Source organism: Kordia sp. (assembly GCF_965283645.1).
Lineage (GTDB): Bacteria > Bacteroidota > Bacteroidia > Flavobacteriales > Flavobacteriaceae > Kordia.
This window is the reverse complement of the sequence record NZ_CBDIPG010000001.1, coordinates 5,176,123-5,202,893: the sequence shown is the minus strand read 5'-3', so window position 1 is coordinate 5,202,893 and position 26,771 is coordinate 5,176,123. Positions and strand designations below refer to the sequence as shown.

Below are 26,771 nucleotides of genomic sequence, written 5' to 3'. Positions count from 1 at the left end.
TTTTGAGTTAAATTACCTGTAAATAGATTAAATTTGCATTTTTAAAAACAACAACACAAAAACTACATAATGATTCATTTCTTTGGAAACGCACACAGCAAAGTTTTTGCTGTACAAACAGTAAAAGAATTATCAACAGAAAACGTTGCAAAACTGAACTGGCTTTTTGGCAACGTCTCAAAAATAGAACAAGCATCTTTGGATGCTTTTTTTGTTGGTCCAAGAGCCGCAATGATTACGCCTTGGAGTACGAATGCTGTTGAAATTACTCAAAATATGGGCGTTAAAGGTATTATCCGTATTGAAGAGTTTAACGCTGTTGCTGAAGATTTCTCAGAGTTCGATCCGATGATTTCTCAAAAATTTACTGGTTTACATCAAGATACGTTTACAATTGACATCAAACCAGAAGCAATTTTAGAAATTGATGATATTGCCGCGTATAACAATCAAGAAGGTTTAGCATTAAATACTGATGAAATTGAATACTTAGACAATTTATCTAAAAAATTAGGCAGAAAACTTACAGATTCAGAAGTATTTGGATTCTCGCAAGTAAACTCAGAACACTGTCGACACAAAATATTCAACGGAACGTTTATAATTGATGGTGAAGAAAAACCAACATCACTTTTCAAACTCATCAAAGAAACCGCCAAACAACATCCAAACGATATTGTTTCAGCCTATAAAGACAATGTTGCGTTCATAAAAGGTCCAAAAGTAGAACAGTTTGCACCTAAAACAGCTGATAAGCCAGACTTTTACAAAACACAAGAATTTGAATCTGTAATCTCACTAAAAGCCGAAACACATAACTTTCCAACAACTGTTGAACCATTTAATGGAGCCGCAACTGGTTCTGGTGGAGAAATTAGAGACAGACTTGCTGGCGGACAAGGTTCGTTACCATTGGCAGGAACTGCGGTATACATGACTTCCTATTCACGATTGGAAGAAAAAAGATATTGGGAAGAAAAATTTGAAGCTAGAAATTGGTTATACCAAACACCAATGGACATCTTAATTAAAGCTTCCAATGGAGCTTCTGATTTTGGAAACAAATTTGGACAACCACTAATTTGTGGTTCTGTATTAACTTTTGAACATGAAGAAAATTCATCCTCAAGTACTGCAAACCCTAGAAAATTAGGATACGACAAAGTAATTATGCAAGCTGGTGGAATTGGCTACGGAAAAGCTTCACAAGCTATAAAAGATACACCGAAAGTTGGTGATAAAGTTGTCATTCTTGGTGGTGAAAACTACCGAATTGGAATGGGCGGCGCGGCAGTTTCGTCTGCGGATACAGGTGCTTTTTCAACAGGAATTGAATTAAATGCAGTACAACGTTCCAATCCAGAAATGCAAAAGCGTGCGGCAAACGCTATTCGTGGCATGGTGGAAAGTGATGAAAACTATATTGTTTCAATTCACGATCATGGTGCTGGTGGACATTTAAACTGTTTGTCAGAATTGGTGGAAGAAACTGGTGGAAAGATTGATTTGGACAAATTGCCTGTGGGCGATCCTACGCTGTCTGCAAAAGAAATTATCGGAAACGAATCACAAGAACGTATGGGACTCGTGATTGCGGAAGAACACCTAGAAACACTCAACAAAATTGCGGAGCGTGAACGTTCGCCAATGTACACGGTTGGAGATGTTACGGGAGACGACCGTTTTACATTTGAATCGGTAACGAAAGGCGACAAACCAATGGATTTAGCCCTAAGTGATATGTTTGGAAGTTCTCCGAAAACCATCATGACTGATGTGACTGTTGAGCGTAATTATAAGAATCCGAGATACAAAACTAAAAATATTCACATCTATCTAAACCAGGTTTTACAGTTAGAAGCGGTGGCTTGTAAAGATTGGCTGACAAACAAAGTTGACCGTTGTGTTGGTGGAAAAGTTGCCAAACAACAATGTGTTGGTGCTTTGCAAATCCCGCTAAATAATGTTGGTGTCATGGCACTTGATTATAACGGAAAAGAAGGAATTGCAACGTCTATTGGACATTCGCCAATTTCTGGGTTGATTGATCCGATTGCAGGAAGTCGTAATTCAATCACGGAAGCATTAACAAATATTATTTGGGCGTCATTAAAAGACAATTTACAAAGTGTTTCACTATCTGCAAACTGGATGTGGCCGTGTAAAAATGAAGGTGAAGATGCGCGTTTATACGAAGCTGTAAAAGCAATTTCAGAATTTTCTATCGACTTAGGAATCAATGTTCCAACAGGGAAAGATTCCTTATCTATGAAACAGAAATATGGTGATGATGAAGTAATTTCTCCAGGAACGGTTGTGATTTCTGCGGCGGCAAATTGCAATGAAATTAGCAAAGTGGTAGAACCTGTTTTACAACTAAATGGTGGAAACATTTACTATATCAATATTTCGCAAGATGATTTCAAATTGGGTGGAAGTTCATTCAATCAAACACTTAATACAATTGGAAATGAAGCGCCAAACGTAACAAATGCTTCGTATGTAAAAACGGTTTTCAACACAATTCAAAACTTAATTAAGTCAACTAAAATTATCGCTGGTCATGATGTCGCTTCAGGCGGATTGATCACAACGTTGCTCGAAATGTGTTTTGCCGATGTCAATGTAGGCGCAGACCTAAACATTTCAAATTTAGGAGAAGAAGATTCAATTAAAGTATTATTTGCTGAAAATGCAGGAATTGTTTTCCAAGCAGAAGCTTCTGTAGAAGAAACGCTTAACGCGAATGCGATCGAATTCTTTAACATCGGAAACGTGACAAATACAGCAGAAGTTACGATAAAAAACCACGAAGATTCGTTTGTGTTTGATGTTGCTGAGAAAAGAGATACATGGTATAAAACCTCTTTCCTACTCGATCAAAAACAAACGGCAAATGATTTAGCGAAAGATCGTTATGAAAATTATAAGAATCAACCATTAACATATACATTTCCAACACATTTTACTGGAAAATTAAAAGATGTTACTTCGAGCGCAGTCGAGAAGCCAAAAGCGGCAATTATTCGTGAAAAAGGTTCTAATTCTGAACGCGAAATGGCAAATGCAATGTATTTAGCTGGTTTTGATGTGAAAGATGTACATATGACCGATTTGATTTCTGGTCGTGAAACCTTGGAAGATATTCAGTTTATTGGCGCTGTTGGAGGATTTTCAAACTCTGATGTATTGGGTTCGGCAAAAGGTTGGGCAGGCGCGTTTTTATATAATGAAAAAGCAAATACGGCGTTGAAAAACTTCTTCAAACGAGAAGATACACTTTCAGTTGGAATTTGTAATGGTTGCCAATTGTTTATGGAATTAGAAGTTATTAATCCTGAACATGATGCACATGGAAAAATGACATATAACGATTCTCAAAAACACGAAAGTGCGTTTACTTCTGTCAAAATTGAAGAAAACAATTCGGTAATGTTATCAACGTTAGCAGGAACAACGTTAGGTGTTTGGATTTCTCATGGAGAAGGAAAATTTAAGCTTCCGCAAGAAGAATCTCACTATAATATTGTTGCCAAATACGGTTACGAAGGCTATCCTTCAAACCCAAATGGATCTGACTTTAACACAGCAATGTTGTGTGATGCTACAGGAAGACATTTGGTAACGATGCCACATATTGAACGTTCTACATTCCAATGGAATTGGGCAAATTATCCAGCAGGACGAAAAGACGAAGTTTCTCCGTGGTTAGAAGCATTTGTGAATGCTAGATTGTGGATTGAGGCTAAAAATAAATAATTCAAATCAACTAGATTATATAGAAAAAGACTTGTGTAACAGCAGGTCTTTTTTGTATTGGACTTAGTATGTTAAAAATTGATCGTATTCTATAAATTAACGTCTAATACTTCACAAACTATTTACTTTAAAATATTGTATCTTATTCCGCGTTATAGTTTTTTACTACATATAATACTAACACCAACCTTATGAAGAATCTCATCATAATTTTTAGTCTCTGTCTATTGCTAACAAGCTGTAAAAATGTTGCACAAGAAAATCTAGCAACTCCAAGTGGAGAAACAGCAATTTTGTTAGATTCGCTTATTTCACTTGCCAAACAAAATTCATATTACGCTGCAACAGTAAACTGGGACGAATTGGAAAAGGAAATGAAATTGATGTCTACAAATCATGATTCAATTGACAAACTAGGCAAGCCTGCTGAATTGATGTTCAAAACACTTGGAGATGTTCATGGAATGCTGATGTTTGATTATAAAGTTGCCTTCAATCATCGATCAAAAAATATAGGCCCACCAAATGATAGTACGTACAGAACCATTGGTGCCACTAAAATAAATTCGCCGTATGCCGTTCACGGAGAAATCCTCAAAGAACACAACATCGCGTACCTTGAAATTTTAGCAACGGGCGTTATGCAAGGAACTCAAATTGATGCTGCGAGAGATACAATCCGAAACACCATTTGTAAATTAAAAAAGAAAAATCCGAAAGGCTGGATTATTGATTTGCGTTGTAATATTGGTGGCAACATGAATCCGATGATGGCTGGTTTGGCTGAATTAATTCCAAATGCCAATTTAGGCGGTGATACAAAAGATGGAAAAAATTTCTACTCAAAATGGTCGTTTGAAAACGGAAACTTCTATGAGAATGGAAATTCCAATTACAAAGCAGACAATCAATGTGAAAACATCAGTAGTAAAGGAAAAATTGCTGTATTGACGAGCAAATATACTGCGAGTTCTGGAGAAGTTGTGGTATCTAGTTTAAAAGCACAAGACCATATAAAAATTATTGGAGAGAAAACAAGTGGTTTATCAAGCACAAATGGATGGTTTGTGTTATCAGACAAATGGGTTTTTGCTCCTATGACAGGTTATTATATGAGCAAAGACAAAACGGTACATACCAACGGAATCATTCCTGATATAATTGTGAGTGAAGAATTGGACTTAAATAACCTTCTCGAAGGAAAAGTGATTGACAAAGCAATTGAATGGATTCGTATTGAGTAATAATACAAACTACAAATTCATCCTACAAAAGCAAAATTACTATCAAATTGCTAACTAATTATAAAATTGTCATAAAATGATATGCTTTTTTAACATTACTTTTGAAAATGGTTGACAAATTTCATAATTTGCAATTTCATACAAAAACCAAATCAGAGAATGACTAATGTAACGCGACTATTTGATTTTCCTTACTACCAACTAGCAAATTACCCATTAGCGAAATCGTTAACTTCCTATAAAAACGGACAATGGGTTTCTACAACAACACAAGAATATATAGATCAAGCAAATGCCATCAGCAGAGGTTTACTGCGTTTAGGCATACAACCCAATGATAAAATTGCAGTCATATCAACCACAAATAGAACGGAATGGAATATTATGGACATCGGTATTTTACAAACTGGTGCACAAAATGTTCCTATTTATCCTACAATAGCAAAAGAAGATTATGAATACATTTTAAATCATTCAGAAGCAATTTATTGTTTTGTGTCTGATGTGGAAATAATTGAAAAGTTAAATGCTATTAAAGGAAATACGAAACTAAAAGGTGTTTATACTTTTGATCAAATTACTGGTGAAACAAATTGGTCTGAAATTTTAAAATTAGGAGAAGATACAAGTAATGAAAATGAATTACAAGCACGAAAAGATGCGGTAACTCCTGAAGATTTAGCTACCTTAATATATACGTCTGGAACGACAGGAAAACCAAAAGGTGTAATGTTATCTCATAACAACCTAGTTTCAAACGTTTTAGATAGCGAAAAAAGAGTTCCATTACACAACGGACAAGCAAAAGCACTGAGTTTCCTTCCTGTGTGTCACGTATTTGAACGCATGATTTTATATCTATATCAATACTGTGGAATTGAAATTGTTTTTGCTGAATCTATCGAAAAGATTAGTGATAACTTAAAAGAAGTAAAGCCACATGTAATGACGGCAGTTCCGCGTTTATACGAAAAAGTATATGATAAAATTTACGCAAAAGGTGCTGACTTAACAGGAATTAAAAAGAAATTATTTTTCTGGGCAATTGAACTCGGATTAAAATATGAACCATACGGTCAAAATGGTTGGTGGTATGAAACACAATTAAAAATTGCACGTAAACTCATCTTTAGCAAATGGCAAGAAGGTTTAGGTGGAAACTTAAAATTAATGGTTTCTGGTAGTGCGCCATTACAAGCACGATTAACGCGTGTATTTGCGGCGGCAGGAATTCCAATTATGGAAGGTTATGGACTTACTGAAACATCACCTGTTGTATCTGTAAATGATGTACGCGGTGGCGGATTCAGAGTTGGAACTGTTGGACGTGTCATTGATAATGTAGAAGTAAAAATTGCTACCGATGGAGAAATTCTTGTAAAAGGACCAAACGTAATGCAAGGTTATTATAAAGATCCAGAAAAAACGGCCAGCGTTCTATCTAATGGATATTTCCATACAGGAGATATTGGTGAAGTTTGTGATGAAGGATTTCTGAAAATTACCGATCGTAAGAAAGATATGTTCAAAACTTCTGGTGGAAAATATGTAATTCCTGCATTGTTAGAAAATAGATTCAAACAATCCAGATTCATTGAGCAAATTATGGTCATTGGTGAAGGTGAAAAAATGCCTGCAGCGTTAATTCAACCAAATTTCGAATTCATCAAAGATTGGATTAAAAAGAAAAATAAAAATATTGGAACTTCTGAAAATGAAATATGTACATCTGAAGAAATCATTGCACGTATTCAAAAAGAAGTGGATGAAGCTAATAGTAATTTTGGTAAATGGGAACAAATTAAACGTTTTGAACTCATTCCGAAAGTTTGGTCAATTGACGGTGGCGAACTCACTCCAACCATGAAAATGAAACGAAAAGTGATCAAAGAATTATATAAAGATTGTTGCGAACGCATATACGATCGTGCATAAAACTAAAACCGTTCAATCTTTTTGAACGGTTTTTTTTATATCTTGCTGTTTCTAAAAAAATATAAAATCCTTGTTAAAGAGTCTATTTTCTACATTACTCCTATTCATCTTGCTAATTTTTTAGCAAATTCATAAAATTATTTACTATTTTACTATGCATGCATAGTATTTTTTCATATATTTGAAGACCAAACAACTATATGAAAGAAAAAACTATAGATCATGTAATGAGAGCCACTTGGCAAGCCATCTCCAAAATGTACAATGAAGAGGCTGGAAAGTACGGCAGTACAATGGCAACAGGATTCACATTACTTAGTATTGATCAAGATGGAACACCTTCCACTACACTCGGTCCAAAAATGGGCATGGAAGCTACGAGTCTGTCACGTACCCTAAAAGGTATGGAAGAAAAAGGACTCATCTACAGAAAAAAGAACCCCAAAGATGGACGCAGTGTACTTATCTGTTTAACAGAATTCGGTAGAGAAATGCGAGACGTTTCAAAAACAACCGTATTACGATTTAACGACGCAATTAGAGCAAACATAAGTCAAGAAAAATTGAAAAACTTCTATGAAGTTTCAGAAGTTATTCTAGAACTTATTAGCAATAAAAAAATCTATAACTCCGAAATGGAAGTTACTTTAGAGCATAATAAATAACCATAAAATCATTCAAAAATCTACTTAATTCATTTCAAAGTAAATTTTGACTAACACCTAAAAATTGAAAAAAAGATGAAACGATCAATTAACAAAATAGCAGTTATCGGTTCTGGAATAATGGGTTCCGGAATTGCCTGTCATTTTGCAAATATTGGAGTTGAGGTATTACTTTTAGATATAGTGCCTCGTGAACTTACCGAAAAAGAACAAGCAAAAGGATTAACGCTTGCAGATACAGTGGTGCGCAACAGAATGGTTAATGACAACCTTACCGCATCCTTAAAATCAAAACCATCGCCTATTTACTCACAGAAATTTGCAAATAGAATTTCTACAGGAAATTTAGAAGATGATATACACAAAATAAAAGATGTCGACTGGATTATTGAAGTTGTTGTGGAACGATTAGACATCAAACAAAAAGTATTTGAACAAATTGAAAAACACAGAAAACCAGGAACGTTAATCACATCTAACACATCTGGTATTCCAATTCAATTTATGAATGAAGGACGCAGTGAAGATTTTCAAAAACACTTCGCGGTAACGCATTTCTTCAATCCACCACGTTACTTACGACTCTTTGAAGTTGTGCCAGGACCAGATTGTAAACAAGAAGTAACAGACTTCTTAATGATGTACGGTGAAAAATTCCTTGGAAAAACATCTGTATTAGCAAAAGATACACCAGCATTTATTGGTAACAGAATTGGAATTTTCGGTATTCAAAGTCTATTTCATCAAGTAAAAGAACTTGGTTTAACTATTGAAGAAGTTGATAAATTAACGGGACCCGTAATCGGTCGTCCAAAATCGGCTACATTCAGAACAGTTGATGTTGTCGGATTAGATACATTGGTACATGTTGCAAACGGAATCTACAAAAACTGTCCAGATGACGAAGCACACGACTTATTCAAACTACCAGATTTCATCGAAAAAATGATGGAAAACAAATGGTTAGGTAGCAAAACAGGACAAGGTTTCTACAAGAAACATGTAAATGCTGAAGGAAAAAAAGAAATTCTATCGTTAGACTTAGATACGCTAGAATATCGTGAAAAGAAAAGAGCCAAATTTGCTACACTCGAATTAACAAAAACAATAGACAAACCAATTGACAGATTCAAAGTACTAATTGGCGGAAAAGATAAAGCAGGCGAATTCTACCGTAAAAACTTTGCAGCAATGTTTGCATACGTTCAAAATAGAATTCCTGAAATTTCTGATGAATTATACCGAATTGATGATGCAATGAAAGCTGGTTTCGGATGGGAAAATGGTCCGTTTGAAATTTGGGATGCTGTTGGTATAGAAAAAGGAATTGAACTGATGAAAGCGGAAGGTTTAGCACCTGCGGCTTGGGTAACTGAAATGATTACTGCAGGAGAAACGAAATTCTACACTGTAAAAGATGGAGCAACCTATTATTATGACATTCCAGCGAAAGCGCAAACGAAAAAACCAGGTCAAGATGCATTTATCATCTTAGATAACATTCGCAAATCAAAAGAAGTATGGAAAAATAGTGAAGCTGTAATTGAAGACTTAGGCGACGGAATCATCAACTTAGAATTCCAATCGAAAATGAACACCATTGGTGGTGGCGTTTTAGCAGGAATTAACAAAGCAATTGATTTAGCCGAAAAAGACTTCCAAGGTTTAGTCATTGGAAATCAAGCGGCAAACTTCTCTGTTGGAGCAAACATCGGAATGATTTTTATGATGGCAGTTGAGCAAGAATATGACGAATTGAACCTAGCTATCAAAATGTTCCAAAACACTATGATGCGCGCGCGTTACTCTTCTATTCCTGTAGTAGTTGCTCCTCACGGAATGACACTTGGTGGTGGATGCGAACTTTCTATGCATGCTGATAAAGTAGTTGCAGCGGCAGAAACATACATTGGTTTAGTTGAATTTGGCGTCGGTGTAATTCCTGGCGGTGGAGGATCAAAAGAAATGGCGTTACGTGCTTCTGATCTCTTCAAAAAAGGTGATGTAGAATTAAACGTATTACAAGAACACTTTTTAACGATTGGTATGGCAAAAGTAGCAACTTCTGCGTATGAAGCGTTTGATATGGGTGTTTTACAAAAAGGAAAAGATGTTGTTGTTGTAAACAAAGATCGTCAAATCGCAACAGCAAAAGCACATGCGAAATTAATGGCAGCATCTGGATACACACAACCAATGCGTAGAAAAGATGTAAAAGTGCTTGGAAAACAAGCCTTGGGTATGTTCTTAGTTGGAACAGACGCAATGGAAGCGAGTAAATATATCAGTGAACACGATCATAAAATCGCCAACAAACTTGCCTATGTAATGGCTGGTGGGGATTTATCTGAACCAACATTGGTAACTGAAGATTACTTACTAGACTTGGAGCGCGAAGCATTCTTAAGTTTATGTACGGAGCGTAAAACGTTAGAACGTATTCAACACATGTTGAAAACGGGCAAGCCCTTAAGAAATTAGATTTGAGATATTAGTATTGAGACAAGTTCCAAGAAACACTCTCAATACTAATAGCTCAATACTTACTACTAAGATCTCAATACTAAAAAAATGCATAAAGTAGATAATTTAAAAATATGGACAAAGTCAATTGAATTGACAAAGGCTGTATATCTACTCGTTGCAAGTTTACCAAAAGATGAAAAATTTGGGCTAACGTCTCAAATAAAAAGAAGTGCTGTTTCTATTCCTTCTAACATTGCAGAAGGTGCAGGAAGAAATTCTAACAAAGAATTTAAGCATTTTTTAAGTATTGCAAACGGTTCTAATTATGAATTCCAAACGCAATTGTTATTATTAATAGAGTTAAATCTCATACACAAAGAAAAAGTACAACCAATAATTGAGCAGTGTATTGAAATTCAAAAAATGAACTATGTTTTTCAGCAAAGGTTATAAAACTCAATACTAAAAACTCAATACTCAATACTATTCATTGAAAATGAAAACAGCATACATAGTAAAAGCATATAGAACAGCCGTTGGAAAAGCTCCAAAAGGTGTGTTCAGATTTAAAAGAACAGACGAATTGGCCGCAGAAACCATTCAATACATGATGAATGAACTTCCAGATTTTGACAAGAAACGTATTGATGACGTTATTGTTGGAAACGCAATGCCAGAAGGTTCACAAGGACTCAACATGGCACGTTTAATCTCATTAATGGGATTAGATATTGTTGATGTTCCCGGAGTTACCGTAAACCGTTTCTGTTCATCAGGATTAGAAACAATTGGAATGGCGGCGGCAAAAATTCAAGCAGGAATGGCCGATTGTATCATTGCTGGTGGCGCGGAAAGCATGAGTTCTGTTCCGATGACAGGATTTAAAACAGAATTGAACTACGACATCGTAAAAGCTGGTCATGAAGATTATTACTGGGGAATGGGAAATACAGCAGAAGCTGTTGCCAACCAATTCAACGTATCTCGTGCAGACCAAGATGAGTTCGCATACAATTCGCACATGAAGGCTTTACGTGCGCAAGCAGAAGATCGTTTTCAAGATCAAATCGTACCAATTACTGTAGATCAAACCTATATTGATGAAAACGGTAAAAAAGCGACAAAAAGTTACACCGTAACCAAAGATGAAGGACCACGTAAAGGAACAAGCACAGCGGTATTAAATAAGTTGCGTGCGGTTTTCGCTCAAGGCGGAAGTGTAACGGCTGGGAATTCATCTCAAATGAGTGATGGAGCCGCGTTTGTATTAATCATGAGTGAAGAAATGGTAAAAGAATTAAACCTTGAGCCAATTGCACGTTTAGTAAACTATGCGGCGGCAGGTGTTGAACCACGCATCATGGGAATTGGACCTGTTGCTGCAATTCCAAAAGTATTAAAACAAGCAGGATTGCAACAAAACGATATTGAATTAATCGAATTGAATGAAGCCTTTGCTTCTCAATCATTAGCCGTAATGCGTGAATTAGATTTAAATCAAGACATCGTAAACGTAAATGGTGGCGCAATCGCTTTAGGACATCCATTAGGTTGTACAGGAGCAAAACTATCAGTTCAACTATTTGACGAAATGCGCAAGCGCGACATGAAAGGGAAATACGGAATGGTTACCATGTGTGTAGGAACTGGACAAGGTGCTGCTGGAGTTTTTGAATTCTTGAATTAGAATTGAGATATCAGTATTGAGTAGTGAGTTTATTACTATTCACCATTATAACAAACTAAAAACATCTAGTATAGTATCTCAATACTCACTACTAGAAACTAAAATCTATATTAACAATGAGCACAGAAATAAAAACAGATATTTTACGCGGAGGACAATTCCTAGTAAAAGAAACAAAATGTGAAGACGTATTTACTCCTGAAGATTTTTCTGAGGAGCAACAAATGATGAAAGAATCGGTAAAGGAATTTATCGATCGTGAAGTATGGCCAAAGAAAGAGCAATTTGAAAAGAAAGATTATGCCTTAACCGAAGAAATTATGCGTAAAGCTGGTGAACTTGGATTCTTAGGAATTGCAGTTCCTGAAGCATATGACGGAATGGGAATGGGATTTGTTTCTACGATGCTTACCTGTGATTACATTTCGGGAGCAACAGGTTCTATCGCTACAGCTTTTGGAGCACATACAGGAATTGGAACAATGCCAATTACATTATACGGAACAGAAGAGCAAAAGAAAAAATATGTTCCTGCGTTAGCAACTGGACAAAGATTTGGTGCCTACTGTTTAACAGAACCTGGTGCTGGATCAGATGCAAATTCTGGTAAAACAAAAGCTGTTTTGTCTGAAGATGGAAAATACTATTTAATTTCTGGACAAAAAATGTGGATCTCGAATGCAGGTTTTGCAGAAGTATTCATCGTTTTTGCTCGTATTGAAGATGACAAAAACATCACAGGATTTATTGTTGAATTTGACAGAGAAAATCCAAATGGAATTACGTTAGGAGAAGAAGAACACAAACTAGGAATTCACTCTTCATCTACACGTCAAGTATTCTTTAGTGAAACAAAAGTTCCTGTAGAAAACATGCTTTCTGAAAGAGGAAATGGTTTCAAAATTGCAATGAACGCTTTAAATGTTGGGCGTATTAAATTAGCTGCGGCTTGTTTAGATGCACAACGTCGTGTGATTACAGAAGCTACAAAATATGCAAACGAGCGTGTTCAGTTTAAAACTCCAATTGCAAAGTTTGGTGCTATCAAAGCTAAATTAGCAGAAATGGCAACAGCGTGTTACGTTGGAGAATCTGGATCGTACAGAGCTGCAAAAAATATTGAAGATCGAATTGCAATTCGTGAAGCAGAAGGAAATACACATCAAGATGCAGAATTAAAAGGTGTTGAAGAATATGCAATTGAGTGTTCAATCTTAAAAGTGAAAGTTTCAGAAGATGTACAAAACTGTACAGACGAAGGAATTCAAATTTTTGGTGGAATGGGATTCTCAGCGGATACGCCAATGGAAGCTGCTTGGAGAGACGCACGTATTTCGCGTATTTATGAAGGAACCAACGAAATCAACAGAATGTTAGCTGTTGGAATGTTAGTAAAAAAGGCAATGAAAGGGCATGTAAACCTATTAGAGCCAGCAATGAAAGTAGCTGACGAATTGATGGGAATTCCTTCTTTTGACATTCCAGATTACTCTGAATTATTCGCTGAAGAAAAAGAATTACTAGGGAAACTGAAAAAAGTATTCTTAATGGTTGCTGGATCAGCAGTTCAAAAATTTGGACCTCAACTAGAAGAGCACCAACAATTATTAATGGCAGCGGCAGATATCTTAATTGAAATCTACATGATAGAATCGTCTATGTTACGTACAGAAAAGAATGCAAAACGTTTTGGAGAAGATTCTCAAGAAATTCAAATTGCAATGACAAAACTAAACTTGTTCAATGCCGTTGAAAAAATCTCAACAAAAGCAAAAGAAGGAATTGTTTCCTTTGCTGAAGGTGACGAGCAACGCATGATGTTAATGGGATTAAAGCGTTTCACAAAATATGCAAACATGCCAAATGTAGTTGCATTACGCAACCAAATTGCAGAAAAAATGACTGCAGAAAACGAATATTGTTTCTAAGAAATAAAAATATTTAAAAGTAATTCTAAACACTTGATAGGTTTTAGAATTTAGTTGTTTGTTAAAAAGCCATCTTGAAGAAGATGGCTTTTTTGTTTGCTGATTACATATTTATTAAAAGAATATAGTTTTCTTTTTATGCTAATAAATGAAATCTCAAAACGCTACTTGCTGGAGATGAACCAGTCAACTCTACATAAACTTTTTTTCCATTTTGAATGGCAGATAGTCCTGTTTCATTTACGAGAGCGCTAATATTTGGAGAAGTATAAAACCAAGTCTTATTGAACTTACCTCCGTCATCAGTTAGCATTACATAAACTCCGTTATTTTCAATTGGACCAATGGAATTTACAGAACAAGTAAACCATTCTCCAGTTTGATCGTGTGAATCTTTAGGTGATTGCATATTAATAATATTTATTTCCTACTCTATTTAATATAGGCTTTTCAGATTGCGCCTTTTCAAATCAAAAACTTTAATTAAGTAAAGTCTACCTACTGTATCTACTCACAAACTGGAGTAAAAGTCAAGGTTGCTGATCCTGTATTATCTTGTGCAGTAATATCAATAAAGAATGCATACACTTTAGTGTTCTCTGTACCTTCTTTACCGATAGTGATTACTGTCGACTGTCCTTCTTCAACAACATAAAACCATCCTTTAGGATTCGTATTCGTTGTATTATAAATCACAACTTTGTTTACAGGTAGTTCATTTTTATGATACTTAGCTTTAGATGTTAAACTAACTGCATATTCCTGACCCGAAACTGCATCGTATGGTATTAAATCTGTCATTAACTTTCCTTTTGTTATATCAAGTACATCTGTTAATGGGTTTACTGTCATTGTGAATTTTGTTGCTTTGGTTGACATAATTTCTATATTTAAAATCTCCTACTCTATTTAAAAAAGGTTTTTCGGATTCCGCCTATCAAACCAAAAACAAACTCATGTAGCTACTCAATCGGAATATTTATTTTTGATTACATAACAAAAGTGTAGAAACTGATCGCTGAAACTCAAGAAAAGTCCTTGAGGTGGAGAAACTTAGGTATAAAGCTTTAATTATGAAGAACAAAAAATGAAATAGTATTCACGTTGTACTAAACTTTGTCATTTTTATGTTGTCTACAATCAATTATTTACTGCAATTTGAAATCTGTAAGAACAATTCGTAGCTCTCTGAAAGTTTGTCGTAGGTCTGCGAAATCGAATAAAGCACGTTAGAAACCATGTTGTATTACTTCGAGAGGCTTTCAAGTGGTTTTTACTAAGACTTATTCAGACATAGCATTAGAAAATGATGATTTTACATAATTGCATAACTTTGAGTGAAATCGAAAGGTTTTCGTATTTTCATGAAATCTTTCATTAAAATACAATAAATGAAAAAAATAATCGTAAGCTACTTTTTATGTTTCTGTCTTTACAATGCGAACGGACAAAGTAGTAATGATATTATTGCAAAAATTGACTATATAGATTCCGAGATATTAAATGAAGAACGAAAAGTCTTGATATATGTTCCTAAAGATACTCCTGAAAAAACATATCCTGTAATTTATCTTTTAGATGGAGATGCTCATTTTCATTCAGTCGTTGCTATAATGCGGCAATTGAGTCCTATACATCGAAATGTTATTTTACCTGAAATGATGATTGTTGGAATTTCTAATACGAAAAGAACCAGAGATTTAACACCAACCAAAGGCGAACTTCCCGGTTCAGGTGGTGGCGCTAATTTTATTTCATTTGTAGAAAAAGAACTCATTCCGCACATAAATGCTACATACCCAACAAAACCATATCGCGTATTTATTGGACATTCACTAGGAGGACTTACTGTGATGAATACATTGATACATACACCTAATTTATTCAATGCCTATGTAGCAATTGATCCTTCTATGCATTGGAATAAAAAAAAATTGCTACACCAAATTAAGAACACAACATTAGATAAAAAGTATGCCAACAAAACGCTGTTTTTAGGTATTGCAAATACAATGCGCAAAGATATGGATACCGTAAGCGTACAAAAAGACACAACAGCTTCTACAAAACATATTCGTGCTATTTTAGAACTTAATTCGTATTTAAGAAAAGACACGCAAAAGTATCTATCCTTTAAAGGGAAGTATTACGCAGATGATGATCATGGTTCTATTCCTTTCATTGCAACATACGATGCCTTGCGCTATATTTTTGATTTTTATAAATTTAAGCTTACCAATGAAGCGTATTCTAATCCTGAAATTGATATTTTAGGCAAAATTCAGAATTACTACAAAAGATTATCAAAAGGGTTTGGAATAGAAATGAAACCAGATCAACGATACATTAATGAACTTGGCTACACTCTATTAGAATATGAACAGTTTGAAAAAGCAGCACAAGTTTTTAAATTGAATGTAAAAAATTATCCTGAAAATTTCAGTGTTTATGATTCAATGGGAGATTTTTATATAGCGATTGGAAATAAAGAAAAAGCTATTGAAAATTATAAAAAATCAGTTTCATTATACGTTGATTCCTACTCAAAATATAAATTAATAGAATTAGAAAAAGAATAAAGTCATACACACAAACTAAATAGTTCTAAGTTAGGAAGAGTTTCCAACTCGTATGGTCAAATTTCTATCAAAAAATGAAAAAAGCGAACCGAAGCTCGCTCTTTCACATCATTACATTGCTCCATGAGCATCTGTATCGTGATTATAATCAACAGGGCAATCCGCACAATTTGATAGACCAGCTAAAGAATGACATTCACAAGCGGTATACAATTCACTATACCAAATACATCCTCGCTCTGCTCCTTGCGTATGATAAGGAATAATAGTAACCGTATCGTTTGTAGTGTTGAAATGTACATCAACTCCTGGATTGACAATGCCTCCACCGTTTAGTTTAGAGATGCTAGATTTTTTTAACTCTAAACTTTTAAAATTTCTTTTTTTCATTATAATTATGTTTTAAAGATTCATGTGATAAAGCAAGCCATTATATCTTAAAACATAAAACAAAGCTATTGACGGAACATAAATTGCCAATAACTTTATTATAAACATCATTACCCTTGATGCATGTGAGCTGAATTCCCGTTTGAATTTATATTGCATCCTTGGTGTTCTGATGGCGGTTGTGCTCTTGTTGTTCCAGCATTGGTATGGCATTGTTCCGCACACAGTGTTCCTATACAATCGGATATCATTAATGTATTTGTAGTTATGTGCTCACAATCTGTATTATTCACGGTTTCACCATAAGGAGTTATCGCTGTTTGACCGTCAGTATTTAGTACTGTCACTCCACCAGTTTTTCTATGAAGTATTGCTAAATTTGAAACAGTATGTTTATGTAACATTAGACTTTTCATGTTCTTTTTTTTCATAATACTTTGTGTTGTTATTTATAATAAGATGTGAAGCAAGAACATATTAAACTAAAACAAAAATTAAATCATTGACGATTTATAAATCGTCAATAAATCACCTTTTTTTATCATAAATTTTTCAAATATTGTGAAGGATATATTCCTGTATGCGCTTTAAAAGCTCTCGAAAATGTTTCTTGTCGTTTAAAACCGAACTCTTCTGCTATACCTTGAATGGTGTAAGATTGTAATGTTTTGTCATTCTTTAATCGAAGTAAAGCAGTATTAATTCGCAATTCAGTCATATAAGCTGTAAACGATTTTTCTTTATAGGTATTAATTACTTTGGACAAATATGTAGTATTGGTTTCTAATTTTTCTGCCATAAAACCCAAACTACAATCGATGTCTAAATACTGTTCTTTTTTTTCAAACTCAGCAATTTTATTCAAAATAATTCTCGCTTTCTCATCAAATATTTTATCCTTTTTTACAACTACTTTTTCCTCTTGCCCATTTTCTAATGCAGCTACTTTTTTAAGGAGTTCTTTAATTTTCTTCTTGGTAGTTTTTTTATGTAGTATATAATAAAGTACACTTCCGATAAAAAGAAAAAGCAATAGTATTGCTATAATAAATAAGTTTTTCTTGGTCTTTGTTTCCGTTGTTAATTCCTCTCCGAGTTTATTTATTTCTGTTTTAAGCGGTAACACATCCATAAGTTCATGTGTTTCATTGTTGAGTTTTAAATCCTCAGTACTTTGCTTTTTTTCTAATGCGGTATATTTTTGAAAATGAAATACTGTTTTTTCAGAGTTTCCACTTTCGTGATATGCCAATGCTAGAAACTCATGTAGTTCTTTTTCATTAACACCTACATTATCCGAAGTGCTTACTTTTGCATATGCCTTTTCTAAATAATGTATCGCCTTTTCATAAGCATGTAATTTATATGAACTTTTTCCAAGATATAACAACGAAGTAAGGTACAAACCTTCTATATCGGGTTTAGCGAAATCACGAACTTGATTCGCGATTGAAATACTCTTTTCATATTGTCCTTTTTGATAAAAAATAATGGCACTATTCATTAACAAAGGATAATATGCCCAAGTATCTTTCTCTTTTGAACACTTTTTCAAACCTGCTTCATTATAAAACTCCGCTTCATCTGGGTTTTCTAACCAAAGATATATATCAGCAATATTCATAAATGCGAGAAGTTTATAATAAGCCGTATCATTCGTGTCTTCTACAGTATTTATATATTTTAAGATATCTTTATACAAACGAATCGCTTCCTGAAAATCCTTATGTATTTTTTTTATGTAGGCAATATTAGAAAGCGGCGCAATTTCATAAATTGGATCTCCAAGAAGTTTTCCATATTTCCGAGCTTCTAAAAAAACTACCAATGCTTTAGAATCTTCTCCTAATACAGAAAGAATATCTCCTTTTAAACAAAGGCATTTATGCAAAAATTTTAGATCATTTAAGGCTTCCTTCTTTGAAATAGCTAATTCAATATTCTTAAGAGCTTTCTTATTTTCATTTAATCGATATTGACATTTTGAAATGTAATAAAATGCTTTTGCTAACTGTTCGTCATTCCCGTTAACTAAGGCAACTCCTTTTGCCTGAAAAGCAAAATCTAACGCCTTTGAATCATCTTTAAATAAAGAATTAGCATATAAGTTGACCAATTCATCGTATGAGGAATCATTTGACACATTACTTTGTGCGTTCGTAACACTTAAAAACACATATAATAATAGAAGTAGTAATCGTTTCATTCGACGTTGGTTTTTTAGGAAAAATGCAATCAGCAAAAAAGTTACAATAAAAAAATTTAACAATATGTTACTTCTATTCAACCTTTGAATTATATGAAGTCTCAATAATATCTTCCTACACATAAGACAACTAATGCTACTTGTTCCTACTTTCAAAATTTACAAATAGTATTTTTTTTATTAAAAAAAAGATATTGCTAATCGAAAAATATAACATATATTTGGGTAACCAAACTGGTAAACCAATTTGGTTACCCAAAAAAAACAACATGAAAACAACAATCATTTTTATCATTGGTGTCTCAGGTGTAGGTAAAACTACCATAGGAAAACTATTGGCTAAAGATTTACAAATTCCTTTTTTTGATGGAGATGATTTTCACTCTGAACATAACATTAAAAAAATGGCTAGTGGAATAGCTTTAACCGACGATGACAGGTTCAATTGGCTTCAAGTTTTAAATGATTTAGCACTGCATCAGGTAAAGAAAAAAGCGAGTTGTGTTATTGTGTGTTCTGCATTAAAACAATCGTACCGAACCATTTTAAACAAAGGAATTGAAACTAATTTGAAATGGGTTTTTCTTCAAGGATCGTTCAATCTAATTAAAGAAAGATTAGATACTAGAAAAGGACATTTTATGAGTTCTGAACTCTTAAAATCGCAGTTTGATATTTTAGAAGAACCTAAACAAGCAATCAAAATAGATATCAGTTTGTCAACAGAAAATAGTGTACAAGTCATAAAAAGTAAGCTCACAAACAAATCTGAAATTGGAGTTTTTGGATTAGGCATCATGGGGAAAAGTTTAAGTCGAAATTTTGCAAATAACGATTTTAAAGTGTCGTTGTTTAACAGACATGTTGATGGTATTGAAGAGAATGTTGCTAAAAATTTCAAAAATCAATATGGTGAATTATCGACTGCAGTAGCTTTTGATAATATCGCATCTTTTGTAGCTTCTTTGAAAGTTCCTAGGAAAATAATGGTAATGGTAAATGCTGGAAAAACAATTGATATCGTCATCGAAAATCTGCTTCCATTTTTATCAGAAGGTGATATTTTAATTGATGGTGGAAATTCCAATTACAACAAAACCAAAGAACGTTTTGAGTACTTACAATCTAAGAAGATTCATTTCATCGGAACTGGAGTTTCTGGTGGTGAAGAAGGCGCTTTAAAAGGTCCGTCAATCATGCCAAGTGGAGATGTAGTAGCGTATGAAAACGTAAAGCCTTATTTAGAAGCAATCGCAGCTACAGATAAAAATGGACTTCCATGTTGTACATATATCGGTGCTGAAGGAAGTGGTCATTTTGTAAAAATGGTTCATAACGGAATTGAATATGTAGAAATGCAATTACTTGCTGAAGTCTATGTTTTACTGAATAAACTAGGAAATAATCCTGATCAAATCGCAACTATTTTAGAATCTTGGAAAACCTCAGCAAATAGTTATCTACTCGAAATAACCATTGATATTTTAAGGAAAAAAGAAGAAAATGACTGGTTAATTCACAACATACTAGACAAAGCTGGCAACAAAGGAACTGGAAATTGGACAACAATTGCTACAGCCGAATTAGGCATACCAAGTACATTAATAGCTTCTGCCCTATTTGCTCGATACACCTCTTTCTTTAAAGATGAAAGAATAACAGCAAGTGAACATTTCAAAATATCCGAAGTACAAGATTTAAAAATTACTGAAAACGATGTTTTAAAAGCATATCAATTTGCAAGAATCATAAATCACTATCAAGGTTTTAAATTGATAAAAGAAGCTTCAATTAGATACAAATGGAACTTAAATTTAAGCGAACTCGCCAGAATTTGGACCAATGGATGCATTATCCGATCAGAATTGATGGTTTCGTTAGTTTCTGTATTTAAAACAACAGATAATCTATTACAACATGAGCAATTTATAAACGAATTAAAAGCACTAAAACCGTTCATAAAAAAAGTGGTTTCAGAAGGTATATTAAACGAATTGTCAATATCAACATTAAGTGAATCGATTAACTTTTTAAATAGCTTTTCGAAGACAAATTCATCAGCAAATATAATTCAGGCACAACGCGATTATTTTGGAGCGCATACGTATCAAAGGAAAGATGATGCTTCAGGAAAATACCATCATACACACTGGAAATAATTACAAACTAAAAACGAAAACATGGAAGCTTCTCAGCATAAAAAATCTTTTTTAAAGAAAATTATTTCAATCATACTTGGCTTTGGTCCAGCATTTTTTGCTATTGGTTATACAATTGGTACAGGTAGTGTAACGTCTATGATTGTTGCCGGAAGTAAATTTAATATGCAACTACTTTGGGTTTTACTATTAAGCTGTCTGTTTTCTGGAGTTCTTATGTTTGTATACGGAAATTATGGTTTAGTAACAGGCGAAACGGCGCTATATGGTTTTAAAAAACACTTAAAATACGGAAAAGCTTTAGCCATATTAATCATTATTGGAATCACATTTGGACAATGGAATTCTTTAATGGGAATTTTAGGGATTTCATCTAATATCATTTATGAAATTTTAGCTGTCAATTTTGATGGTTTAAGCGAATTCAAATATGAAATTGTATTAGCCATTGCAGTTGCAATCATTACAATTTTTTACTTACTAATGTTGGTTGGCAAGTATACTTTTTTTGAGAAAATACTCGTCATATTTGTTACGCTCATGGGATTGTCATTTATTATATCCTTGTGTTTTGTACAACCACTTCCAGTAGATGTTGTAAAAGGCTTGATTCCAACAATTCCGAATGTTCCAGGTGGTAAAATGCTAGTTGCCGCATTTGTGGGTACTACGATGGCAGCGGCAACATTTTTATCGCGACCATTATTTGTAAAAGGAAAAGGTTGGACAGTTAAAAATTTAAATCAACAAAAAAGAGATTCCATTACTGCCGCAATTTTAATATTTGTCATTAGTGCAACAATTATGGCGGTTGCCGCTGGCGCGTTATTTTATGATGGAAAAGAAGTAACACATGTATTAGACATGGCAAACACACTAGAACCAGTTGCAGGAAAATGGGCAGTCACTATTTTCTTTTTTGGCGCATTAAGTGCTGGATTGTCTTCTATTTTTCCTTGCTTGTTAATTGCGCCTTTATTATTGGCAGACTATCAATCGGGTGAGTTAGACACGAGTTCAAAGCAATTTAGGATTGTAACTTTTGTAGCGTGTTTAGTTGCTTTAATTGGCCCTGCTTTTGGTGCGAATCCTATTGAAATTCAAATTCTATCACAAGTATTTAATGTCTTTGTTTTACCAGCAGTAATACTGGGAATTATTTTAATAGTGAATAATAAAAAAGTAATGAAAGATTATACAACAGGTATTTGGGTAAATGTTGGACTTTTTGCCGCATTGTTCTTTTCGTTGGTAATTTCTGTAAACGGAATTATTGCCTTAACAGAATATTTTTAAACAAATAAAATTGAAACACATTTTCTAAAAACAATTGATTCAAGTGAAAATAAGTTTAATAGATAAAGACGATAAAAAATCATTACAAAATGATGTAATCTCAAAGATTCGTGATTTGGTAAACAGTAGAAACTTAGAAGAAGGAGAAAAGTTGCCTTCAGAAAGGTTGATGTCTGAAAAATTTGGAGTAAACAGAAATCAAATACGAGAAGCCATTCGAAAATTAGAATTTTATGGTGTCGTAAAATCAATGGCGCAAAGTGGGACAGTTTTAGATATCGGATTGATTGGTTTTAACGGAATGATCAATGAAATTATTTCACTAGACACGCCATCATTTAAAGAATTAGTTGAAACACGAATCACCTTAGAATTGAAGACGGTTTGCTTAGCGGCTAAAAGAAGAACAACTGACGATTTAAAAAATATAAAAGAAGCGTTGAATGCTTTCAAAGAAAAAATGATGTATGGTGAAGATTATTTGGAAGAAGATCTATTATTTCATTTAGCAATTGCCAAAGCAAGTAAAAACAGTACGCTGTTAACCTTAATGCTATTAATTACGCCACCAATTCTAGCAACTTACGACAAAGACACTGTGTGTGAAGGAGACAAAGCAATTTCTGAGATACGAAAACATGAAGACATTTATATAGCTATAGAAGCTCAAGATGTAGAATTGGCAAATAAAATGATGGAAGATCACTTTTATAAACTATCAAAATACATCGAATAGTAAATCAATAAAAAAACAAAAACAACATAATTTCAGTACGATTATCAACTAAAATACTATGAACACAACTAAACTAACGAACAAAAATGTACTCATCACCGCAGGAGCGCAAGGTATAGGAGAATCCATTACAAAACACTTTATTGATAGCGGAGCAAATGTTGCTATCCATTATTTTTCAAGTGCAACCACAGCAGAAACATTAATGGATTATGCAACTAGTAAAGGACAAAAATCTGTTATAATTCGTGGCGATTTAACAAACGAAGCGGACGCGAATGCAATGATTGAAAAAACAATAGAAGCATTTGGCGGTTTGGACATCCTAATTAATAATGCAGGTTCGCTCGTGGCACGCAAAATGTTAGACAACATGGAAACTGAGTTTTGGCACAAAGTAATGAATATCAATCTCACCTCAATGATGTTTGTTACACGAGCGGCGGCTCCTTATTTGGCAAAAAACAACAACAGTAGTATTGTCAACCTAGCTTCACTTGCAGGACGAAAAGGTGGTCATCCTGGATCTGTTGCTTATGCTACCAGTAAAGGCGCTATTTTAACACTAACGCGCGCATTAGCTACTGAGTTAGGCCCTGAAGGTATTCGAGTAAATGCGGTTGCGCCAGGACTTATACTTGGTACTTCATTTCACAACACACATACAACAAAAGAATCAGCTGCTAAAACAACAGCTGGCATTCCAATTCAACGCGCAGGTAACGCCGCAGACGTAGCAAGAGCTGTTCTATATTTAGCGTCTGAATATGATGGTTTTATTACTGGAGCTACGCTAGATATTAATGGCGGCGTTTATAATATGTAATACATCAAAGAAAATTAGGTAACCAATTTCGTAAACAAATCAAAAAAATGACTAAAAAAATAATCTTAGTAGTATCCGCTGTTTTCACCTTCAGCTTTTTCCTAAACAGTTGTAAAAATGCTACAAAAAAACCTGCAAAAGAAGCTCAAAAAACGGTATATGCAAGTGATGTCATTCCATTTTTTAATCATTGGAATTTGATCTTAGGAGATGGTTCAAATGTAGGACATGCCATAAATTTTGAACACAAAGATTTCTTCTATACAGAAAATGATGAAAAAGAAAGTTGGGTTGTATACAAAGCACCAAATTCAGGAGATACACACGGAACTTCAAATAACACAAGAACCGAATTAGCACAAACAAAAAAATGGTCTCCAATGACAGATGCGAAATTGACAGCTACACTTAAAGTGATGAATGTATCCGCTACAGGTGATGCACGAGTTGCCGCTTCTTACTCAGTAGTCGTTGGGCAAATTCATAGTGCAGACGGACATGAAAATGAACCGCTTAAAATATTTTACAAAAAATTTCCTGGTCAAACCAACGGTTCTGTATTTTGGCATTACGAAATCAACACTGCTGGTGATGACAATTCTGGACGCTGGGATTATTCAACAGCTGTTTGGGGTCATGATTTTTCTGTTGTGGGTACTGAAGAAAACAGCTATCCAGCTGAACCTACAGATGGTATTGAATTAGGTGAAGAATTTAGTTATGAAATTGAAATCAAGGACGGAATAATGTCTCTTACATTTACAAGTGACGGACACGAAACGAAAACATTTACAAAAAACTTAATCAAATCAGCATATACTACAACAGCCGATATACCTCAGCAAACGCAAGATTTATTTGTACCAATTGGTCAAGATGGCGTTGAACGAGAAAATGCATATGCTGATGAAGGTCTTTTTTTTAAGTTAGGTTCTTACAACCAAACAAATGGAAAATCTCCTGAAATAAACAAAAACTGGTGTTCTGGAGCTGAAACTTTTGGCGGAAATATTCAAAAGCAATATGAAACTGGAAATTACGCAGAAGTTTGGTTTAAAGATGCAAGTATTTACGTAAGTGATGACGCTATATCAAATAAAGGTTATTTTACTAAAAATGATTAAATCTATATATTGGTTTATATTTAGTAAATTAGATACATAATCATATACAAAATGTCGGCTACAAACTATTTCTAACTGAATCAAGCAAAAATGAAATTTCAAAATATCATAGTCTATCTTTTATTTAGTATTTCATTTAGTATATCTGCCCAAGATATGAAAGCGTATACAAGTGGTTGGGAAGGAAAAATTGAAAACACAAAAACATTCAATTTTTCTATCGAAATAGCTAAGTTTCAATCAGAAAATCCAATTTTCATTATTTCAAATGATCAGGTTATTATTGAGCAATCATTTAAGAAAATTGAGAACAAAATGATTCGTATTGACCTTGGAGAAAATCTATCTTTCGAAGGTATCGTATCTGAAAATAACAATGAAATCAATGGTTTTATAAAATCTGGTATACTATTATATCACATAAAATTAACCAAAACAAAAACGGATTCATTTACTGGAGTTTGGAATATTTTGATGGTAGACAAACTAAAGTCACAAAATTTTTATTTGAGTTTAGAAAATGGTGCTGGTAATAACTATCAGGCATATCCAGTTCTAGGCGATAACCGTTTTACGGGAACTTGGTGCGCAAATTTTCAGAAAGAAAATGATATTATTTACTTTTCAGATATTAAAACTGGATTAAAATTCAAAGGGAAATTAGGTGATCAAAAAATACAATTATCAATTTACTTAGATCGTTATTTAATTACGCAAATAGCGTTAAATAAATCTCAAGCTGATTGGCAAATAGGAAATTTTAAAACAGATAAACAATACAAAAATCATCAAAATAGCAAGCTAGATGAACTGGAATACTTAATTTCAATAGATTCGTTACCAAACACGCATGCAATTTTAATTTCTAAAAAAGGCAAAACCATTTATGAAAATTATTTTGATGGTTATAATAGTAAGATTCCTCACGATACGCGTTCAGTTTCAAAAAGTATTTCGTCTGCAATTGTAGGTATTGCAAAAGACAAGTCATTATTTAAAAATTTAGACCAATCTATTTTTGAATTTTTACCAGAAAAATATCAAGTCAGCAAAGACGATTTAAAACATAAAATAGACTTCATTAGTTTATTGACAATGAGTTCTGGTTTGGACGCAATAGATTTTGGAACTACAAAAGAATCTAAAGCATCTGAAGATAGTTATCAAAATTCTCAAGATTGGACAAAGACAGTTGTTGATGCATCAATGATTCATGAACCAAATAAATTTGCTAATTATGGCTCAGCGAATCCATATCTTCTTGGAGTTGCAATGGACTCTATAGTTTCAGGATCATTAGAAATTTTTATTGACAACAACTTATTTAAAAAATTGGGAATATCTAATTATATCATTCAAACTGATAATATTGGACGTCCTTACTTTGGTGGTGGAATGTATTTAACACCAAAAGATATGATGAAATTTGGTCAGTTATATCTTCAGAAAGGAAAGTGGGAAAACGAACAGGTTTTAAGTGAACAATGGATTGTAAACTCATTTAAAAACTATCGAAATTTAGAAAACACGAATGATAAAAATGGGTACGGTTTTTTTTGGTGGCATCATACGTATCAAGTCAATGGCAAAGCAATAAAATCTATTGAAGCAAGAGGTACTGGCGGACAATACATTTTTGTACTTCCTGCATTGCAAACTGTTGTAGTCATAACATCTGGAAATTATAGAAACGGAAAGTTTCAACAACCTGAATTGATTTTAGAAAAGTATATTTTGCCTAACATCAAAGAATGAACGAAGAGTTATCAAC

20 protein-coding genes are annotated in these 26,771 nt (G+C 33.8%); 15 read left to right on the top strand and 5 right to left on the bottom strand.

Going from position 1 to position 26,771, the window contains the following annotated elements; all coding sequences use genetic code 11:
- Positions 1-69: 69 nt before the first annotated feature.
- The 8 genes from purL to ACQ654_RS22845 all read left to right on the top strand — a co-directional run bounded on the left by purL (position 70) and on the right by ACQ654_RS22845 (position 13,684).
- Complete coding sequence (gene purL, locus ACQ654_RS22880) at positions 70-3,759, top strand: phosphoribosylformylglycinamidine synthase (protein ID WP_430412668.1); 3,690 nt, start codon at positions 70-72, stop codon at positions 3,757-3,759.
- 191 nt (positions 3,760-3,950) lie between these two features.
- The gene (locus tag ACQ654_RS22875; RefSeq protein WP_430412667.1) at positions 3,951-5,003 is read left to right on the top strand and encodes a S41 family peptidase; all 1,053 of its coding nucleotides are present in this window, start codon (positions 3,951-3,953) and stop codon (positions 5,001-5,003) included.
- Positions 5,004-5,162: 159 nt separating this feature from the next.
- Entirely contained in the window at positions 5,163-6,938 is a 1,776-nt protein-coding gene (locus ACQ654_RS22870) for an AMP-dependent synthetase/ligase (protein WP_430412666.1), read from the top strand.
- 200 nt (positions 6,939-7,138) lie between these two features.
- Entirely contained in the window at positions 7,139-7,603 is a 465-nt protein-coding gene (locus ACQ654_RS22865; RefSeq protein WP_430412665.1) for a MarR family winged helix-turn-helix transcriptional regulator, read from the top strand.
- A gap of 75 nt (positions 7,604-7,678) precedes the next feature.
- The gene (locus tag ACQ654_RS22860) at positions 7,679-10,084 is read left to right on the top strand and encodes a 3-hydroxyacyl-CoA dehydrogenase NAD-binding domain-containing protein (protein ID WP_430412664.1); all 2,406 of its coding nucleotides are present in this window, start codon (positions 7,679-7,681) and stop codon (positions 10,082-10,084) included.
- A gap of 90 nt (positions 10,085-10,174) precedes the next feature.
- Complete coding sequence (locus ACQ654_RS22855) at positions 10,175-10,522, top strand: four helix bundle protein (protein WP_430412663.1); 348 nt, start codon at positions 10,175-10,177, stop codon at positions 10,520-10,522.
- Between the two features lie 43 nt (positions 10,523-10,565).
- Complete coding sequence (locus tag ACQ654_RS22850; RefSeq protein ID WP_430412662.1) at positions 10,566-11,756, top strand: acetyl-CoA C-acyltransferase; 1,191 nt, start codon at positions 10,566-10,568, stop codon at positions 11,754-11,756.
- 116 nt (positions 11,757-11,872) lie between these two features.
- The gene (locus ACQ654_RS22845) at positions 11,873-13,684 is read left to right on the top strand and encodes an acyl-CoA dehydrogenase family protein (RefSeq protein ID WP_430412661.1); all 1,812 of its coding nucleotides are present in this window, start codon (positions 11,873-11,875) and stop codon (positions 13,682-13,684) included.
- 136 nt (positions 13,685-13,820) lie between these two features.
- Here ACQ654_RS22845 and ACQ654_RS22840 read toward each other — a convergent pair whose 3' ends face one another.
- Positions 13,821-14,093, bottom strand: coding sequence for a hypothetical protein (locus ACQ654_RS22840; RefSeq protein WP_430412660.1), 273 nt, complete (start codon positions 14,091-14,093; stop codon positions 13,821-13,823).
- A gap of 98 nt (positions 14,094-14,191) precedes the next feature.
- Complete coding sequence (locus tag ACQ654_RS22835) at positions 14,192-14,563, bottom strand: hypothetical protein (protein WP_430412659.1); 372 nt, start codon at positions 14,561-14,563, stop codon at positions 14,192-14,194.
- Positions 14,564-15,075: 512 nt separating this feature from the next.
- On the opposite strand from ACQ654_RS22835, the gene ACQ654_RS22830 reads away from it, so the two are divergent.
- Positions 15,076-16,263, top strand: a complete 1,188-nt coding sequence (locus ACQ654_RS22830; RefSeq protein WP_430412658.1) for an alpha/beta hydrolase-fold protein — start codon at positions 15,076-15,078, stop codon at positions 16,261-16,263.
- Between the two features lie 111 nt (positions 16,264-16,374).
- Here ACQ654_RS22830 and ACQ654_RS22825 read toward each other — a convergent pair whose 3' ends face one another.
- The 3 genes from ACQ654_RS22825 to ACQ654_RS22815 form a co-directional block, all read right to left on the bottom strand.
- Entirely contained in the window at positions 16,375-16,653 is a 279-nt protein-coding gene (locus ACQ654_RS22825; protein WP_430412657.1) for a hypothetical protein, read from the bottom strand.
- A 110-nt stretch (positions 16,654-16,763) separates the two neighbouring features.
- Positions 16,764-17,069 carry a hypothetical protein gene (locus tag ACQ654_RS22820; RefSeq protein ID WP_430412656.1) on the bottom strand — a complete coding sequence of 102 codons (306 nt, stop codon included), beginning with the start codon at positions 17,067-17,069 and terminating at the stop codon, positions 16,764-16,766.
- A gap of 125 nt (positions 17,070-17,194) precedes the next feature.
- Complete coding sequence (locus ACQ654_RS22815; protein WP_430412655.1) at positions 17,195-18,859, bottom strand: helix-turn-helix domain-containing protein; 1,665 nt, start codon at positions 18,857-18,859, stop codon at positions 17,195-17,197.
- Positions 18,860-19,128: 269 nt separating this feature from the next.
- Between ACQ654_RS22815 and gndA the strand changes: the two genes are divergently transcribed.
- The 6 genes from gndA (at position 19,129) to ACQ654_RS22785 (ending at position 26,755) form a co-directional block, all read left to right on the top strand.
- Positions 19,129-21,018, top strand: coding sequence for an NADP-dependent phosphogluconate dehydrogenase (gene gndA / locus ACQ654_RS22810; protein WP_430412654.1), 1,890 nt, complete (start codon positions 19,129-19,131; stop codon positions 21,016-21,018).
- A gap of 21 nt (positions 21,019-21,039) precedes the next feature.
- Entirely contained in the window at positions 21,040-22,314 is a 1,275-nt protein-coding gene (locus tag ACQ654_RS22805; protein WP_430412653.1) for an Nramp family divalent metal transporter, read from the top strand.
- A gap of 43 nt (positions 22,315-22,357) precedes the next feature.
- Complete coding sequence (locus tag ACQ654_RS22800; protein WP_430412652.1) at positions 22,358-23,050, top strand: FadR/GntR family transcriptional regulator; 693 nt, start codon at positions 22,358-22,360, stop codon at positions 23,048-23,050.
- 58 nt (positions 23,051-23,108) lie between these two features.
- Positions 23,109-23,876, top strand: a complete 768-nt coding sequence (locus tag ACQ654_RS22795) for an SDR family NAD(P)-dependent oxidoreductase (RefSeq protein WP_430412651.1) — start codon at positions 23,109-23,111, stop codon at positions 23,874-23,876.
- 47 nt (positions 23,877-23,923) lie between these two features.
- Positions 23,924-25,000: a polysaccharide lyase family 7 protein gene (locus tag ACQ654_RS22790; protein WP_430412650.1), complete on the top strand. Its 1,077-nt coding sequence runs from the start codon at positions 23,924-23,926 to the stop codon at positions 24,998-25,000.
- 90 nt (positions 25,001-25,090) lie between these two features.
- Positions 25,091-26,755: a serine hydrolase domain-containing protein gene (locus ACQ654_RS22785; protein ID WP_430412649.1), complete on the top strand. Its 1,665-nt coding sequence runs from the start codon at positions 25,091-25,093 to the stop codon at positions 26,753-26,755.
- Positions 26,756-26,771 lie beyond the last annotated feature (16 nt).

Coding starts and splice junctions, on each gene's coding strand:
- purL (WP_430412668.1), top strand. CDS start 70: ATGATTCATTTCTTTGGAAACGCACACAGCAAAGTTTTTGCTGTACAA.
- ACQ654_RS22875 (WP_430412667.1), top strand. CDS start 3,951: ATGAAGAATCTCATCATAATTTTTAGTCTCTGTCTATTGCTAACAAGC.
- ACQ654_RS22870 (WP_430412666.1), top strand. CDS start 5,163: ATGACTAATGTAACGCGACTATTTGATTTTCCTTACTACCAACTAGCA.
- ACQ654_RS22865 (WP_430412665.1), top strand. CDS start 7,139: ATGAAAGAAAAAACTATAGATCATGTAATGAGAGCCACTTGGCAAGCC.
- ACQ654_RS22860 (WP_430412664.1), top strand. CDS start 7,679: ATGAAACGATCAATTAACAAAATAGCAGTTATCGGTTCTGGAATAATG.
- ACQ654_RS22855 (WP_430412663.1), top strand. CDS start 10,175: ATGCATAAAGTAGATAATTTAAAAATATGGACAAAGTCAATTGAATTG.
- ACQ654_RS22850 (WP_430412662.1), top strand. CDS start 10,566: ATGAAAACAGCATACATAGTAAAAGCATATAGAACAGCCGTTGGAAAA.
- ACQ654_RS22845 (WP_430412661.1), top strand. CDS start 11,873: ATGAGCACAGAAATAAAAACAGATATTTTACGCGGAGGACAATTCCTA.
- ACQ654_RS22840 (WP_430412660.1), bottom strand. CDS start 14,093: ATGCAATCACCTAAAGATTCACACGATCAAACTGGAGAATGGTTTACT.
- ACQ654_RS22835 (WP_430412659.1), bottom strand. CDS start 14,563: ATGTCAACCAAAGCAACAAAATTCACAATGACAGTAAACCCATTAACA.
- ACQ654_RS22830 (WP_430412658.1), top strand. CDS start 15,076: ATGAAAAAAATAATCGTAAGCTACTTTTTATGTTTCTGTCTTTACAAT.
- ACQ654_RS22825 (WP_430412657.1), bottom strand. CDS start 16,653: ATGAAAAAAAGAAATTTTAAAAGTTTAGAGTTAAAAAAATCTAGCATC.
- ACQ654_RS22820 (WP_430412656.1), bottom strand. CDS start 17,069: ATGAAAAGTCTAATGTTACATAAACATACTGTTTCAAATTTAGCAATA.
- ACQ654_RS22815 (WP_430412655.1), bottom strand. CDS start 18,859: ATGAAACGATTACTACTTCTATTATTATATGTGTTTTTAAGTGTTACG.
- gndA (WP_430412654.1), top strand. CDS start 19,129: ATGAAAACAACAATCATTTTTATCATTGGTGTCTCAGGTGTAGGTAAA.
- ACQ654_RS22805 (WP_430412653.1), top strand. CDS start 21,040: ATGGAAGCTTCTCAGCATAAAAAATCTTTTTTAAAGAAAATTATTTCA.
- ACQ654_RS22795 (WP_430412651.1), top strand. CDS start 23,109: ATGAACACAACTAAACTAACGAACAAAAATGTACTCATCACCGCAGGA.
- ACQ654_RS22790 (WP_430412650.1), top strand. CDS start 23,924: ATGACTAAAAAAATAATCTTAGTAGTATCCGCTGTTTTCACCTTCAGC.
- ACQ654_RS22785 (WP_430412649.1), top strand. CDS start 25,091: ATGAAATTTCAAAATATCATAGTCTATCTTTTATTTAGTATTTCATTT.